Here is a 15934-nt window from a genome sequence, read left to right on the forward strand (position 1 = left end):
ATCAAACTCTCCAATAAAGTTAGTTTGTCTAGCATCTAAAATAAAAATTGACGTTTCACGTTGTTTGTTTCGTTCAGTTTTCAAAGAACTACTTGGTCGCTCATTTGCGACTTCCTTATGTTAACATTTTCATCTTTCAATGTCAACTAAGTTTTTTATTTCGTTTGTCGCTTGCGACGCTATTGTCATCGGCGACTTGTTCTATATTACACCTCTAAGCTCTAATCGTCAATATGTTTTTATAAAAAATATAAAAAGGCTTATTTCTTTTAAAATAAGCCTTTTTTATCACATATCATTCTATTCATTTATTATTTTTCTATAGTTGGTAACGAAACGATAAATTGAATAGTACCTTCCCTATATTCCGCTCGAATACTACCACCTTGTAACTCAACAATACTTTTCGCAATCGCTAAACCGAGTCCCGAGCCTTCCGTTACTCTACTTCTAGATTGATCCTTCTTATAGAAACGTTCAAACAAATTCGCTAACTCTTCTCTCGTAAACTCTTCACTATGATTCGCAATTACAATTTGTATATCCCTACGCTGCCTTTGAAGAGAAACTTTTATCTCTCCATCATCTTTACTATACTTAATCGCATTCATTAGTAAATTATCAAATACACGAACCATCTTTTCCGAATCAATCGATGCATAAGCACGTTCCTCAGGAAACTTCTTAACAAACGTAAGTCCATGCTCTTCCGCTTGCGGTACTAACTCTTCTATTAATTGCTCAAGCAACTCATTTACACATACTTCTTGTTTTTCTAATACAACTTGTTCATTTGTTAACTTCGTATACTCAAATAAATCTTCTATTAAATTTTTTAACTGCTCCGACTTTGCAAAAGCAATTCTCGTATACTCATCGTGTTGTTCTTTATTTTCATATTTAGAATCTCGAAGTAATCGTAAGTAACCCATAATAGAAGTAAGTGGTGTACGCAAATCATGTGATACATTTGTGATAAGCTCATTCTTTTGCTTTTCTAATTTACGTTCCTTTTCTATATTATTCATAAGCTCTTCTGCCATATTATTAATATTCTCAGTTAAAGCTGCAATCTCATCTTCACCTTTTTTCTCAATGCGGTAGGCTAAGTTACCTCTTTCTATTTCCTTTACGCCTTGTGCCATCGCTTCAATCTGCTTCATCTTTCTCTTTGTTATATAGAAGAAAGAGAAAATGAATACAAGTACACCAATTAAAAACGGGAATGGTCCTTCTTGCGTGTCATATATTACCTCTCCCTCTGGAATTCCGCTAACAAACATGTACAAATTCTTTCCTTCAATAGTAATAGGTGAAAAAGATATAAACTCTTTTCTTGTACTTTCAAATACATTTCTACCATCTGTATAATTAATCGCGAATGATGCTGCATTACGAATCGTATTATGCAAATCGATTTGCTCTTCTTGCGCTTGCTTTGTTTTATATAAAACTTTACCACTTTCATCAGTAACCAATATCTTCAAAGCTCTAGACCCTTGCTCTAAATTTTGGTTCTCCATTTCGATCATATTTGATATAGCTTCTAATTTATTTTCATGAACCGAACTATTTGCCGCTCCTTGAGCTTGGTGATTAATTTGTTCCATACCAGCCCGATAATCAATAGTTGCTTGACGATTCGCATTCTCAAAAAACGGCGCTGCTGCCTTCGCTGACAAAACTCCTAATAACGCACAAGCAGCAAAAGTAGTAATCAATTGAATCCTTATACTCTTTCGTACGCTCTTTACTAATTTCTCAAATAATTCTCTTATTTTCCTTATATAAGTAAACGGATTAAATATCTTTTTCAATCTTATACCCCACTCCCCATACTGTTTTTATATATCTAGGTTTCCTTGGATTCTCCTCAATCTTTTCACGTACTTTTCGAATATGCACCATTACCGTATTATCAGACTGGAAAGATCTTTCGTTCCAAACCTTTTCATAAATTTGTTCCGCGCTAAAGACCATACCCGGATTACGAGCTAGTAATTCTAGAATTGAAAATTCCCTTGGGGTCAGTTTCACTTCTTCTCCCTCTACAACAACTTTATGGGTCGAGATGTTGATTTTCATCTCCCCAATTTCTAACTCGTCCTCATTTTGGACAGCGAAACCATTCATTTTCATATAACGGCGTAACTGAGATTTAATTCGTGCAATTAACTCTAATGGATTAAAGGGCTTCGTTACGTAATCATCTGCTCCTGTTGTTAATCCTAAAATCTTATCCATATCTTGCGTTTTGGCAGAAAGCATAATAATAGGCATTTCTTTCGCTTCCCTTACCTTCATACACATATGAATACCATCCACTTTCGGCATCATAATATCTAATACGACTAGATGTACTTCATTTTCTTCCAATAGACGTAATCCTTCTTCTCCGTCTCCTGCTTGTAATACTTTATATCCTTCATTCTTTAAATAGATTGTAATTAAATTCCGAATTTCTTTTTCATCATCTACGACAAGTATTGTTTCGTGTGCCACAATATCTCCCCCATCACTTTTTTAATCCCTAACTTCTATTATAGGAAAACTTCTGAAGAAAAACGCTCGGAAATCCTTAAGATTTTCTGAAGACGCAAAAAAGGTCTAGACTCCCCTTAAGTCTAGACCTTTAAAAAACCCCTTTTATTTACGAACATAAATGAAATATAGTACGAATAAAACTCCCATAACATACATAATCGGATGAACCTCTTTACGACGACCACTCACAACCATTGTAATTGGATAGAAGATAAATCCAATGGCAATCCCAGTTGCGATACTATACGTAAGTGGCATAGAGATAATTGTAAAGAATGCTGGTACTGCAATCTCGAATTTCTTCCAATCAATTTCCCCTAAGGAAGAAACCATCAAGATTCCTACAATAATTAAAGCCGGTGCCGTTACAGCTGGCGTTACAACACTTAATAATGGCGAGAAGAATAGTGCCAGTAAGAAGAATCCTGCTGTTACAACTGCTGTAAATCCAGAACGTCCTCCCGCTGCTACCCCTGCAGACGATTCAATGTAAGACGTTGTTGTTGATGTACCCAAGATCGCACCAATTACAGTTGCAATCGCATCTGCAAATAACGCTTTTCCTGCACGTGGTAATTTATTGTTCTTCATTAATCCTGCTTGATTCGCAACCGCTACAAGCGTACCTGCTGTATCAAAGAAATCGATAAAGAAGAACGTTATAATAACAATCCCCATTTGAACTGTGAAAATATCTCCGAAGTGCGTTAACGCCACACCGAACGTTGGTTCTAGACTCGGTATTGCTCCCACCACAGCTTTCGGAGTATCAATTAATCCTGTTGCAACTCCTAAGATCGCTGTAAGAATCATACCGTAGAATACTGCACCATTAACTTTCTTAATCATGAAGATGATCGTAGTAACAACCCCGAAGATTGCTAGTAACGTTGTGCCCTTTGTTAAGTCCCCCAACCCAACAAGAACCGCATCGTTTTTCACGATAATGCCGGCATTTTGGAATCCAAGGAAAGCAATGAATAATCCAATACCTGCTGCTACTGCAAACTTTAACTCCGATGGAATTGCATTAATGATTTTTTCACGAATACCTGAAGCAGTAAGAATAATAAAGATAATACCTGACATTAATGTTCCGGCAATGGCCGTTTGCCACGGAATACCCATCGTTAACACTGCTGTATAAGCAAAGAACGCGTTAATTCCCATACCTGGCGCTAAAGCAATTGGATACTTCGCGAAAATACCCATAATTAACGAACCGATCGCTGCCGCTAATGCCGTAGCAACGAATACTGCACCTGGATCCATCCCTGTACCTGCTGGTAACCCTTTAACATTTCCAAGCGACAGCGTAGCAGGATTGACAAATAGTACGTAAGCCATAGATAGAAATGTCGTTAACCCTGCTATGAACTCAGTCTTATAATTCGTACCGAGCTCATCAAACTGAAAATAGCGTTTCATCCTATGTTTCCCCCGTTATATGATTACTCGCCGTATTTCACCCTAGCCCTCTTTTATCCCGAGAAATAAAAAAGGCTCCCATTGCATATATACATGGAAGCGTTCTATAAACAAAGACAAGTTTCCCCTCATCTTTATACAAACGCCTCGTAGTCAAGCCATTTACGGTAGCTAGGTAGAAACTTTCGGGCCATATCCCCGATATTATACGACGGCTATAATATTCACTTTTCGTTTGAATTACATAATCATATTAACTCGACGAAGTAGTTTTGTCAATTTAAAAACGAACATTTTCATAAACTTTTATATTTTCGTTCGTATTAATACCAAAATAAAAAAGATCCATCTATGCATAAGCAATAGATGGACCTTTTTATAAATACTATTCCCACTCAATAGTTGCTGGTGGCTTACTCGTTACATCATACACGATACGGTTAACGTGTTTTACTTCGTTTACGATACGTACAGAGATTTTCTCTAATACGTCCCAAGGGATACGTGCCCAGTCAGCTGTCATACCGTCGATAGATGTTACTGCACGGATACCTACTGTGTAATCGTAAGTACGCTCGTCACCCATAACACCTACGCTACGCATACCAGGAAGTGCAGTGAAGTATTGCCAGATTTCACGGTCTAAGCCCGCTTTAATAATTTCTTCACGTAAAATCGCATCAGATTCACGAACGATTTCTAATTTCTCTTCTGTAATTTCACCTAATACACGAATACCAAGACCCGGTCCTGGGAATGGTTGACGCCATACGATTTCATCAGGAATTCCTAGTTCAGATCCTAATACACGTACTTCGTCTTTAAATAACGTGTTTAAAGGCTCAATTAATTTGAACTGCATGTCTTCTGGAAGTCCACCAACGTTGTGGTGAGATTTAATTGTTTGTGCAGTTGCTGTACCACTTTCAACGATGTCTGTGTAAAGTGTACCTTGTGCTAAAAAGTCCATACCTTGTAATTTAGACGCTTCATCATCAAATACGTAAATAAATTCGTTACCGATGATTTTACGTTTTTGTTCTGGATCTTCTACACCTTTTAACTTGTTCATGAAGCGTTCTTTTGCATCCACTTTAATAACGTTCATGTGGAAGCCTTCGCTAAATGTTTTCATAACGCCTTCTGCTTCGCCTTTACGCAGTAAGCCGTGGTCAACGAAAATACAAGTTAATTGATCGCCGATTGCTTTATGAATTAATACTGCTACAACAGAAGAGTCTACACCGCCACTAAGTGCGCATAGTACTTTTTTGTCTCCAACAGTTTCACGAATTTTTTCTAATTCTACTTCGATAAAGTTCTCCATGTTCCATCCTTCAGAACAACCACATACGCCGAATACGAAGTTTTTAATTAAATCGTTACCGTGCTCAGAGTGACGTACTTCTGGGTGGAATTGTACACCGTATAAGTTTTTCGCTTCATTGCTCATACCAGCAATTGGGCAAGACTCACTTGTTGCGTCTACTACGAATCCTTCAGGTAAACCAGTTACTAAGTCACCATGGCTCATCCATACAACTTGCTCTTCTGGAAGGTTCGCATATAATTTTGATTCGTTCTCTACTTTAAGAACAGCCTTTCCGTACTCACGGTGATTTGCACGCTCTACTTTACCACCGAAGTGTTGCGTCATAAGCTGCATACCGTAACAAATACCGAAGATTGGTAAACCTAGTTCAAAGATTTTTTCATCACAATGTAATGCACCTTCACCGTATACGCTATTTGGTCCACCAGAGAAAATGATCCCTTTTGGATTCATTGCTTTAATTTCTTCTGCAGTAATTGTATGTGGATGAAGTTCACTGTATACACCGAACTCACGAATTCGACGTGCTATTAACTGATTGTATTGACTTCCAAAATCTAAAACGATAATTGTATCGTGTTGTTTCTTCAAAATAATCACCCCAACGTTAGTTCTCGTATATAAATATTTTCACCAATTTGGCGAAAAGCATTACCAATATAATAAAAAAAGCCAGTCCTCCGCCTCTAGTCTCATAACAAAGAAAAGGCAGGGGTCTGGCTTTATAAAGAAAGATAGTCTCCGCTCTTTATAAATATAAGACACACTGCCTTCATAGTCAGGTTGTTTGCGGTAACCCGGTAGAGACTCTCAAACCATATCATTGAGGATATATGAAGGATCGTTTTATATTATCTTCCTAGATTCTAACAATGAAATATCAATATGGTCAAGAGAGAAAGCGACAAAATTCTACAGAAATTCATTTCCTTTTCTAAAAAACATAAAAAAACATCCATTTCTATATAGAAATGGATGTTTTTTAGGGCAAACGGAATTACATCATTCCGCCCATACCGCCCATGCCCATGCCGCCCATGTCAGGCATTGCTGGTGCATTTGGTTCTGGCTTGTCAGCTACTACAGCTTCAGTTGTTAAGAACATAGCTGCAACAGATGCTGCGTTTTGAAGTGCAGAACGAGTTACTTTAGCTGGATCTACGATACCAGACTCAAGCATGTTAACCCATTCGCCAGTAGCTGCGTTGAAACCAACGCCTACTTTTTCGCCTTTTAGACGCTCTACAACTACAGATCCTTCTAGACCAGCGTTGATTGCGATTTGACGAACTGGCTCTTCTAGTGCGCGAAGTACGATGTTGATACCTGTTGCTTCGTCGCCTTCAGCTACGATAGAAGCTACTTTTGTGTATACGTTCATAAGTGAAGTACCACCACCTGCAACGATACCTTCTTCTACTGCTGCACGAGTTGAGTTAAGTGCATCTTCAATGCGAAGTTTGCGTTCTTTCAACTCAGTTTCAGTTGCTGCACCTACTTTAATTACCGCTACGCCACCTGCAAGTTTTGCAAGACGCTCTTGTAATTTTTCACGATCGAATTCAGAAGTTGTTTCTTCTAATTGCGCACGGATTTGACCGATGCGAGCTTCGATTTGTTCTGTGCTTCCTACACCTTCAACTACAGTTGTGTTTTCTTTCGTTACAACAACTTTACCAGCGCGTCCTAAAGATTCAACTGTAGCAGATTTTAAGTCACGGCCTAATTCTTCAGTGATTACTTCGCCACCAGTTAAGATCGCGATATCTTCTAGCATTGCTTTACGACGGTCACCAAATCCAGGAGCTTTAACAGCTACTACATTGAATGTACCACGAAGTTTGTTCACTACTAATGTAGCTAACGCTTCGCCTTCTACATCTTCAGCAATGATAAGAAGTGGTTTACCTTGTTGTACCACTTGCTCTAATACTGGTAAGATTTCTTGAATGTTAGAAATCTTTTTATCAGTGATTAAGATGTATGGGTTATCAAGAACTGCTTCCATTTTGTCAGAATCAGTAATCATGTAAGGAGATGCATATCCACGATCAAATTGCATACCTTCTACTACGTCTAATTCTGTTGTGAAGCCTTTAGATTCTTCTAAAGTAATAACGCCGTCGTTACCAACGCGCTCCATTGCTTCAGCGATTAATTGACCTACTTCTTCGTCAGCAGCAGAAATAGCAGCTACTTGTGCGATAGAAGATTTACCTTCGATTGGTTTAGAAATCGTTTTTAATTCTTCAATTGCAGCAGTAACAGCTTTTTCGATACCTTTACGAAGACCCATTGGGTTCGCACCAGCTGTTACGTTTTTAAGACCTTCACGAATCATAGCTTGCGCTAATACAGTTGCAGTTGTTGTTCCGTCACCAGCTACGTCATTTGTTTTGCTAGCAACTTCTGCTACTAATTTCGCACCCATGTTTTCGAATGCATCTTCTAATTCGATTTCTTTTGCGATTGTTACACCATCATTTGTAATAAGTGGTGAACCAAATTTTTTCTCAAGTACAACGTTACGACCTTTTGGTCCAAGCGTTACTTTTACTGCATTTGCAAGAGTGTCGACACCGCGAAGCATCGAACGACGTGCTTCTTCACTAAATTTAATATCTTTTGCCATAATAATTGACCCCCTTGGATTTTTTAAGATTTATATAATTAACCGATAACTGCTAAAATGTCACTTTCACGTAAAATCAAGTAGTCTGTACCTTCATATTTCACTTCAGTACCTGCATATTTTGAGAAGATGATAAGATCACCTGCTGCTACCTCTAAAGCAACACGCTCACCATTCTCAAGCACTCGACCAGTACCTACTGCAACAACTTTACCCTCTTGTGGTTTTTCTTTTGCAGTATCTGGTAATACGATACCACTTGCTGTTTTTTCTTCTGCTTGAACAAGCTCAATTACAACGCGATCACCTAATGGCTTTAGCATGAACAATAACCTCCTCATTTTGTTATGTAAATTTCTTTTATTAGCACTCAAGTCATCCGAGTGCTAACACACTTATAATAATAAATAATCTCAATTTCTTTTGCAAGTAAAAAAATCATAATTTTTTCGCAAATCACTATATAAACTTTCTATATAGAATACTGCCTTTACTATATGAATCGTTGTTTCCACTGCTCGTATGTTACAATATGAAAGGACACCCTAAGTTGTTTTCGCTACACACACAACTTTCTCCTGTCTTCTATTATAATTTCAAATAAGGATTTACGAAAAAAACATAATTCAAGTGAGGTTTATATCGTAGGTAGCATATTTACATGTTATCCTAACTTATCTCATACACTATAGTTAGAAAGGATGGTTAAACCATTTGAAGAAACAATACTGGTGGATTATCGTTACATACATTTTAATGCAGTTATCCGGCGTTGTTGGATTACCACTTCTCCTAAAAACAGGACTCTACGATAATAGAGGATTTACCATTGAGGAAAAAGGACAAATCATAACGGGACACTGGGCAATTATTAGCTTCTTTGTTGCATTATGTATCGTACTTTGGTTACTTAGAACAGATATTCGTGACAGGCATTTAGATCCAATGCGCTCTTCTGTCCCAGCTACTATTGGATGGATTTTCATCGGGTTCTTCTTAGCAATCATCTCACAATCCATTGCAGGTATGATTGAAATGTATGTATTTGGGGTTCCACGTGGATCTGAGAATACAGACAGACTGATGGACATCGCAAGAACGATACCTTGGTTCCTTATTGTTGTATCTATAATTGGACCTATCTTAGAAGAAATCGTATTTAGAAAAATTCTATTCGGCACGCTTTATAAGAAGTTTAACTTCTTTATCGCAGCTATCATTAGTTCGCTTGTATTTGCAGCAATTCATTTTGATTTTACTCATTTATTGGTATACACTGCTATGGGGCTCGTATTCGCCTTCTTATATGTGAAGACGAAACGGATTATCGTTCCGATTGCAGCTCATGTTGCGATGAATACATTGGTCGCTATTGGGCAAATTTTTATGAGCAATGAACAAATTCAAGAAATGATTAAAGAAGCTGAAAAAATGCAAGGCTTTATCGGAGGATTTTTTGTATGAGAAACTCACCATTGTTCATGGCTGCACTATACTTCCTTCTTGGATGTATCTTTACACGCTTCGCCATTACGAACGTGACAGATACAATCTGGAATATGTGGACAATACTATTTGCAGTTATGGCAACAATTGATTTTAATTTGGCACTTCGCCTTATATTAATTAAATTCACAAAGAAGAAACAATAATAAAACGCAGAGGTCGCTTCCTCTGCGTTTTATTGTGGATAGTTTTTCAAAAAGTAAACTAATGTTTGTAACTCTACAGCTAAGTCAATATGATGAATTCTAATATTCTCTGATACGTTTAATCGCGCTGGTGTGAAATTCAAAATACCATGCACGCTCGTTTCAGCTAATCTATCTGCTACAGCTTGTGCTACTGTAGCCGGTACTGTTAATATTGCCACTTGTATATCATTTGATAATCTCTCTTCTAATTCATCTAAATGATATACAGGAATGCCCCCGATTTCTGTTCCAACTTTCTCTTCACTAACATCAAATGCCATTTCAATTTTTGTATTATTGTTTTTCGTGAAATTATAATGTAAGAAAGCGGTCCCTAAATTACCTACTCCAATAAGTGCTACACGTGTTATATCATCTTGATCAAGTGTTTCGCGGAAAAATGATAATAAATAATTTACGTTATATCCATATCCCTTTTTCCCTAACGCTCCAAAATACGAAAAATCTCTTCGTATTGTTGCGGAATCTACTTTTACTGCCTCACTCAATTCGGCCGATGAAACACGCTGCTTACCAGAAAGAGATAAGTTTTGGATAAATCGATAGTATAGAGGCAATCTTTTAGCAGTGGCTTGTGGAATCTTTTGCTGATCCATATGACCTCTCCTCTCTTCCTATCTTTATTCATATACTTTAATCAAATACAGAAGTTTAGCACTCATTAAATTCCTTGTATAATAAAGAGAAGAAGTATTCTCTCTTTATTTTAAACTATACACTATTTTTAGTATGATTGAGAAATATAAACATGGCAAAGTTAAGAAATTATTTGAGGTGAAAACATTGATTTTATTACAAGTAAACGCGCTTTCGAAATTATACGGTGCAGAAACGATTCTTGCAAACATAAAATTGGAAGTACAAACAAAAGATCGTATCGCATTAGTTGGAAGGAATGGAGCAGGCAAATCTACATTATTAAAAATTATCGCTGGTGAATTATCTCATGATGGTGGCGAAATTATAAAACCGAAAGATGTCTCAATCGGATATTTAGCTCAAAATACTGGACTAGAAACGTCTTTAACAATTTGGGATGAAATGCTAACCGTCTTTACTCACTTACAGCAAATGGAGACAAAACTTCGAAGGCTTGAGCAAGAAATGGGAAAAGAAGAAAACTTTTCAAACGAAGCTACATATGAAAGATTGTTAGCTGATTATGACCAATTGCAACTCAATTATAAAGATCAAGGTGGATATCAATATGAAGCGGATATTCGCTCCATTTTAAGCGGCCTTGGCTTCCCAGTTGAAACGCACCAGACGACGATCTCTACTTTAAGCGGCGGGCAAAAAACAAGATTAGCTCTCGGGAAATTATTATTAACAAAACCAGACTTACTTATTTTGGACGAGCCTACAAACCATTTAGACATCGAAACATTAACGTGGCTTGAGCAATATTTACAAGGTTATCCTGGCGCAATATTAATCGTTTCACATGACCGTTATTTCTTAGACAAACTCGTTACACAAGTATATGAAATTTCGAATAAAGAAAGCAGACGATTTGTTGGTAACTACAGTAAATATTTAGACTTAAAATCAGCATTATATGAGCAAGAAATGAAACGTTACGAAAAACAACAAGATGAAATCGCAAAACTTGAGGACTTCGTTCAAAAGAATATAGCTCGCGCTTCTACAACGAAACGTGCTCAAAGTCGTCGTAAACAACTAGACAGAATGGAATTATTAACGAGACCATTAGGGGATTCTAAGTCAGCATCATTCCACTTCGATATTGAAAAGCAAAGTGGAAATGATGTTTTACAAGTAAATGATGCAACCATCGGCTATGATGAGAACCCTATAATTGAACATGTAACTATGCGCTTAACTCGCGGAGATAGTGTTGCTTTAGTTGGTCCAAACGGAATTGGGAAATCCACATTGTTAAAGTCTATTGTGAATAAGTTACCACTATTAAATGGTGATGTTTCTTTCGGATCAAATGTATCTGTTGGTTATTATGATCAAGAACAAGCAAACTTAACATCTTCTAAACGGGTTTTAAATGAATTATGGGATGAATATCCACTGCAACCTGAAAAAGAAATCCGTACTATACTCGGGAATTTTTTATTCACAGGAGATGATGTACTGAAACCAGTATCTTCTCTTAGTGGTGGACAAAAAGCTCGATTAGCTCTTGCAAAACTTATGATGCAAAAGTCGAATTTGTTAATTCTAGATGAGCCTACGAACCACCTTGATTTAAATAGTAAAGAGATTTTGGAGAATGCTTTAATTGATTACCCAGGGACTCTTCTATTCGTCTCACATGACCGCTACTTTATTAACCGTGTAACAACGACTGTGGTTGAGTTATCAACAGAAGGTGCACAGGAATATTTAGGGGATTACGATTACTACGTTGAAAAGAAAAATGAAATGATTGAACGTGCAGAACTTGAACAGCAAGAAAGTGACATTCCTGTTCAAAAAGTGGTTGCACAAGAGAAATTAAATTATTTAGAAGAAAAAGAGCGTAAAAAACTAGAGCGTCAACGCACTAGAAAAATTGAAGAGCTAGAACAAAGTATATTAGAATTAGAAGAAGAAATTGCTACGCTAGAAGATCAACTTTGCTTACCAGAAATATATGCAGATTATGAAAAAGCTAGTGAAATTACAACTAAAAAGCAAACGCTACAAGAACAACTTGAAACTTGTATGGCAGAATGGGAAGAGCTGCATGTATAAGCATATTTAAATAAGGAAGATGTCTCATAAGTCAGGATTTTTGACTATGCGACATCTTTTTTTCTTTTAATACAGAAACAATTTTTGAGTATATCAATCGTAACTTAGAATATACCAACGATTTTTCAAATATATCTATTGTAACCCTATATATATTAACAATTCGACACAAAATATCGATTTAACGACAAAAATTGACAATATTAGCATCTTCTATAATAGGGGGATGTTTCAAAATGTTTTTCGGAGATATCTTCTTACTTTTTATTTCCCGAAAAAGAACAAATTTAAAGGTCTGACATCATCCTATTTATCCACAAGTTTATACACATATCCACCTTTATAAAATAAACCTTAAAATAACTTTTCCACATTATCCACAATCAACAAAAAAGTTATCAACATTTTATATACACAATAAAACCCACATTATCAACAGATAATATGGGTTTTATCCACAACCTGTGGTTAATTATGTGCATAACTATGCTTCAATATCTAATCCTGGATTTGCATTTAAGGCTAATGTTGCACGCTTACCTTGTTCATAAGCAATTGTCCCTGCCGCTGCAATCATCGCTGCATTATCTGTGCATAAAGATAGCGGAGGAATAATTAATTCAATGTTTTCTTTTTGTGCAAATTCCTCTTCTAATCGCGCACGAAGTCCTTTATTAGCAGCTACTCCACCAGCAAGAAGTAATTGCTTTACATTATAAGCTTCTGCTGCACGAGCTGCTTTCGTTACAAGTACATCTATTACACTTTCTTGGAAACTTGCCGCTAAATCTTCTGGCGCAATTTCTATACCGCGCTGTTTTGCGTTATGCACAGTGTTGATAACTGCTGATTTCAATCCACTAAAGCTAAAATCATATGAATCCGGTTCTAGCCATGCACGAGGCAAATCAATTGTCGGTTCTCCTTCATGTGCAAGGCGATCAATATGAGGACCACCTGGATATGGCATAGATAACGTACGAGCTACTTTATCATATGCTTCTCCAGCTGCATCGTCTCGTGTTTCACCAATTACTTCGAATGAACCATGTTCTTTCATATAAACAAGTTCTGTATGCCCACCAGATACAACAAGTGATAATAACGGGAATTGAACTTCTTTTACTAAACGGTTCGCATAAATATGACCAGCAATATGATGAACACCGACTAACGGAATATCATGTGCAAACGCTACTGCCTTCGCTGCATTTACTCCAATTAGAAGTGCTCCTACTAAACCAGGACCTTCTGTTACAGCAATTGCATCAATATCATCAAATGTGATGTTTGCTTCCTTTAAAGCTTCTTCTAACACAACTGTAATTTCTTCTACATGATGACGGGATGCAATCTCTGGTACAACGCCGCCAAAACGTTTATGACTTTCAATTTGTGATGCAACGACATTCGCAATAATTTCCGTTCCATTTTTAACAACTGCTACTGCTGTTTCATCACAACTTGTTTCAATACCAAGTATAATCGTATTTTTTTCCATTATATATTCACCCACATTACGAGACCATCTTCCTGATTGTCTGCATAGTATCGTTTACGAATCCCACCATTTTGAAATCCGTATTTTCTGTATAACTGCTTTGCTACTTCATTTGATACACGTACTTCAAGTGTCATTGTTTTTACCCCTAGTTCTTTCGCTTCAGAAATAACTGCTTTCAATAGGGCATCTCCTAACTTTTGACCTCGGTATTCTGGCAAAATAGCTATATTTGTTATATGTGATTCATCAATAATTATCCACAATCCACAATACCCGACTACACGACCATCTTTTTCTAACACAATATAATGTGCATGTTCATTCATCGTTAATTCACGGTGAAAGGCATCTGCAGTCCAAGGAGTTGAAAAAGACGCTTCTTCAATAGCTACAATTTGAGCAATATCATCAAGCTCCATCTTTCTAAATATCATATCCATCTTCTGCAAGCTCCTACTTGTTTTGACTTTCTAACCACTTTGTTTCAGCTTCAGCTAAACGAAGATAGCTTGGAACAAACGTATGCACATCTTGTTCTTCTTTTTGTAATCCTAAGAATGCTAGCTCACTTGGTCTTGGGTTATTTTTAGTAAATGGAGCGAATACAGCTTGATCACCTAAATGTTCTATAATTGTTTCTTTATGCAATTTAACATCGTTACCGATAAATAAAACAGGCTGTCCTTTATCTTTTAACATTTGCAACCAGTCCACAATAAGAATAATTCGGTCTTCTTCTATTGAAGTTAACTGCTCTCCTTCATATGTATATAACCCAGTATAAATTTGCCCACGTCTTCCATCAAATAAAGGACAAATTAACCCGTTAAAGTTAGCACCGTTTGCAGCTACTACCTCTAAACTTGATACACCTACAATTGGTATTTGAAGTGACCAAGCTAATGTTTTCGCCGCTGTCACGCCTATGCGAACACCTGTATAGGATCCAGGTCCAGCAGCTACAACGATTTTAGTTAATTCCTTCGGTTTTACGCCACACTCTTTTAACAGTTTCTCTACAGCTGGCATAAGACGTACAGAATGGTTTTTTGTTAAATTTGTAATGATTTCCCCAATTACGTTTCCTTCCTCAATAAGGGATACACCCATTACGTAATTTGAAGTATCAATTGCTAGTACTTTCATCTTGTAATAGCTCCTCACATAATCTAATATAGCGATCTCCAATTGGCTCGAGTATAATTTTTCTTGTGTCATCTCCAGCATGGAATAAACTAATTTGTAACTTTTCATTTGGTAAATATGCCTCTATTAAATGAGCCCATTCTACTACCGTAATTCCTTCACCGTAGAAATATTCATCAAAGCCTAAGTCCTCTTCACTTTCTGCTAAGCGATACACGTCCATATGATATAGCGGTAACCTACCTTTATATTCTTTAATGATATTAAAGGTAGGACTATTTACAACTCTTTTCACTCCAAGACCTTTTGCTAGTCCCTTTGTAAAAGTCGTCTTACCAGCTCCAAGATCTCCTTCTAAAATAATTACATCTTGTGCCTCTACGAGCTCACCTAGTTTTTCTGATAACCTTTGTGTTTCCTCAGAAGATTTTGTTGTTACTTCATATTTACTCACAGACTTCACCTACTTTACTCACAATGTTCTCTGCTCTTTATTATACAGGTTTTGAATATATAAAAAAGTCCTTAGGAGTTGTCCTAAGGATAGTTTGACTGTCTTTATTAGTTTTTTGTTAAAACAAATAAAAAAATACGAAACAACTTGTTTCGTTCTTTTCTTTATATGAAATGGCGGTCCCGACCGGGGTCGAACCGGCGATCTCCTGCGTGACAGGCAGGCATGTTAACCACTACACCACGGGACCATTTGGTTGCGGGGACAGGATTTGAACCTGCGACCTTCGGGTTATGAGCCCGACGAGCTACCGTGCTGCTCCACCCCGCGACAATATAAATAGCTTGGCGACGTCCTACTCTCACAGGGACAAGGTCCCAACTACCATCGGCGCTAGAGAGCTTAACTTCCGTGTTCGGTATGGGAACGGGTGTGACCTCTCTGCCATCATCACCAAACTATGAAGGCA

General features: G+C 37.1%; 14 protein-coding genes, 2 tRNA genes, 1 rRNA gene and 2 riboswitches. Of the genes, 3 read left to right on the top strand and 14 right to left on the bottom strand.

The annotated features are described in order from the left end of the window. Positions 1-311 precede the first annotated feature (311 nt). From GBN78_RS23320 to groES, 6 genes are all read right to left on the bottom strand, one after another. Positions 312-1817, bottom strand: coding sequence for a sensor histidine kinase (locus GBN78_RS23320; RefSeq protein ID WP_152127752.1), 1506 nt, complete (start codon positions 1815-1817; stop codon positions 312-314). Further along, the gene (locus GBN78_RS23325) at positions 1801-2502 is read right to left on the bottom strand and encodes a response regulator transcription factor (protein ID WP_000929887.1); all 702 of its coding nucleotides are present in this window, start codon (positions 2500-2502) and stop codon (positions 1801-1803) included. The genes GBN78_RS23320 and GBN78_RS23325 overlap by 17 nt, the downstream gene beginning before the upstream one ends. 144 nt (positions 2503-2646) lie before the next feature. Beyond that, positions 2647-3972 carry an NCS2 family permease gene (locus tag GBN78_RS23330; RefSeq protein ID WP_000833096.1) on the bottom strand — a complete coding sequence of 442 codons (1326 nt, stop codon included), beginning with the start codon at positions 3970-3972 and terminating at the stop codon, positions 2647-2649. Positions 3973-4102: 130 nt separating this feature from the next. Further along, a riboswitch (purine riboswitch) is annotated at positions 4103-4204 on the bottom strand. A gap of 153 nt (positions 4205-4357) precedes the next feature. Continuing rightward, on the bottom strand, positions 4358-5896 hold the full coding sequence (guaA, locus tag GBN78_RS23335; protein ID WP_000743906.1) for a glutamine-hydrolyzing GMP synthase: 1539 nt from the start codon (positions 5894-5896) through the stop codon (positions 4358-4360). 164 nt (positions 5897-6060) lie between these two features. After that, positions 6061-6162, bottom strand: a riboswitch (purine riboswitch). A 140-nt stretch (positions 6163-6302) separates the two neighbouring features. Next, positions 6303-7937, bottom strand: coding sequence for a chaperonin GroEL (gene groL, locus GBN78_RS23340; protein WP_001029993.1), 1635 nt, complete (start codon positions 7935-7937; stop codon positions 6303-6305). A gap of 38 nt (positions 7938-7975) precedes the next feature. Next, entirely contained in the window at positions 7976-8260 is a 285-nt protein-coding gene (groES, locus tag GBN78_RS23345) for a co-chaperone GroES (protein WP_000917311.1), read from the bottom strand. Positions 8261-8651: 391 nt separating this feature from the next. On the opposite strand from groES, the gene GBN78_RS23350 reads away from it, so the two are divergent. Further along, positions 8652-9401 (top strand): CPBP family intramembrane glutamic endopeptidase, encoded by a 750-nt coding sequence (locus GBN78_RS23350; protein ID WP_000745328.1) that lies wholly within the window; start codon positions 8652-8654, stop codon positions 9399-9401. Then, positions 9398-9589, top strand: a complete 192-nt coding sequence (locus tag GBN78_RS23355; RefSeq protein WP_001246200.1) for a YdiK family protein — start codon at positions 9398-9400, stop codon at positions 9587-9589. Before GBN78_RS23350 ends, GBN78_RS23355 begins: the two co-directional genes overlap by 4 nt. A gap of 29 nt (positions 9590-9618) precedes the next feature. Here GBN78_RS23355 and GBN78_RS23360 read toward each other — a convergent pair whose 3' ends face one another. Beyond that, the gene (locus tag GBN78_RS23360) at positions 9619-10248 is read right to left on the bottom strand and encodes a redox-sensing transcriptional repressor Rex (RefSeq protein WP_000372699.1); all 630 of its coding nucleotides are present in this window, start codon (positions 10246-10248) and stop codon (positions 9619-9621) included. A gap of 187 nt (positions 10249-10435) precedes the next feature. Between GBN78_RS23360 and GBN78_RS23365 the strand changes: the two genes are divergently transcribed. Beyond that, positions 10436-12361: an ABC-F family ATP-binding cassette domain-containing protein gene (locus tag GBN78_RS23365; protein ID WP_000602145.1), complete on the top strand. Its 1926-nt coding sequence runs from the start codon at positions 10436-10438 to the stop codon at positions 12359-12361. Positions 12362-12845: 484 nt separating this feature from the next. Here the strand turns inward: GBN78_RS23365 and tsaD are convergent, their stop codons facing one another. From tsaD to rrf, 7 genes are all read right to left on the bottom strand, one after another. After that, entirely contained in the window at positions 12846-13862 is a 1017-nt protein-coding gene (gene tsaD / locus GBN78_RS23370; protein WP_000414585.1) for a tRNA (adenosine(37)-N6)-threonylcarbamoyltransferase complex transferase subunit TsaD, read from the bottom strand. Further along, positions 13862-14305, bottom strand: a complete 444-nt coding sequence (gene rimI, locus GBN78_RS23375) for a ribosomal protein S18-alanine N-acetyltransferase (RefSeq protein ID WP_000367190.1) — start codon at positions 14303-14305, stop codon at positions 13862-13864. Before rimI ends, tsaD begins: the two co-directional genes overlap by 1 nt. 13 nt (positions 14306-14318) lie before the next feature. Then, positions 14319-15011 (bottom strand): tRNA (adenosine(37)-N6)-threonylcarbamoyltransferase complex dimerization subunit type 1 TsaB, encoded by a 693-nt coding sequence (tsaB, locus tag GBN78_RS23380; RefSeq protein ID WP_000865753.1) that lies wholly within the window; start codon positions 15009-15011, stop codon positions 14319-14321. After that, complete coding sequence (gene tsaE / locus GBN78_RS23385) at positions 14992-15465, bottom strand: tRNA (adenosine(37)-N6)-threonylcarbamoyltransferase complex ATPase subunit type 1 TsaE (protein WP_000049642.1); 474 nt, start codon at positions 15463-15465, stop codon at positions 14992-14994. Before tsaE ends, tsaB begins: the two co-directional genes overlap by 20 nt. Before the next feature lie 174 nt (positions 15466-15639). Next, a tRNA-Asp gene (locus tag GBN78_RS23390) sits at positions 15640-15715 on the bottom strand. Positions 15716-15718: 3 nt separating this feature from the next. Beyond that, a tRNA-Met gene (locus GBN78_RS23395) sits at positions 15719-15795 on the bottom strand. A 12-nt stretch (positions 15796-15807) separates the two neighbouring features. Further along, positions 15808-15923: ribosomal RNA gene (gene rrf / locus GBN78_RS23400) — 5S ribosomal RNA — on the bottom strand. Positions 15924-15934: the final 11 nt, after the last annotated feature.

Source organism: Bacillus sp. B2-WWTP-C-10-Post-4 (assembly GCF_009183805.1).
Lineage (GTDB): Bacteria > Bacillota > Bacilli > Bacillales > Bacillaceae_G > Bacillus_A > Bacillus_A cereus.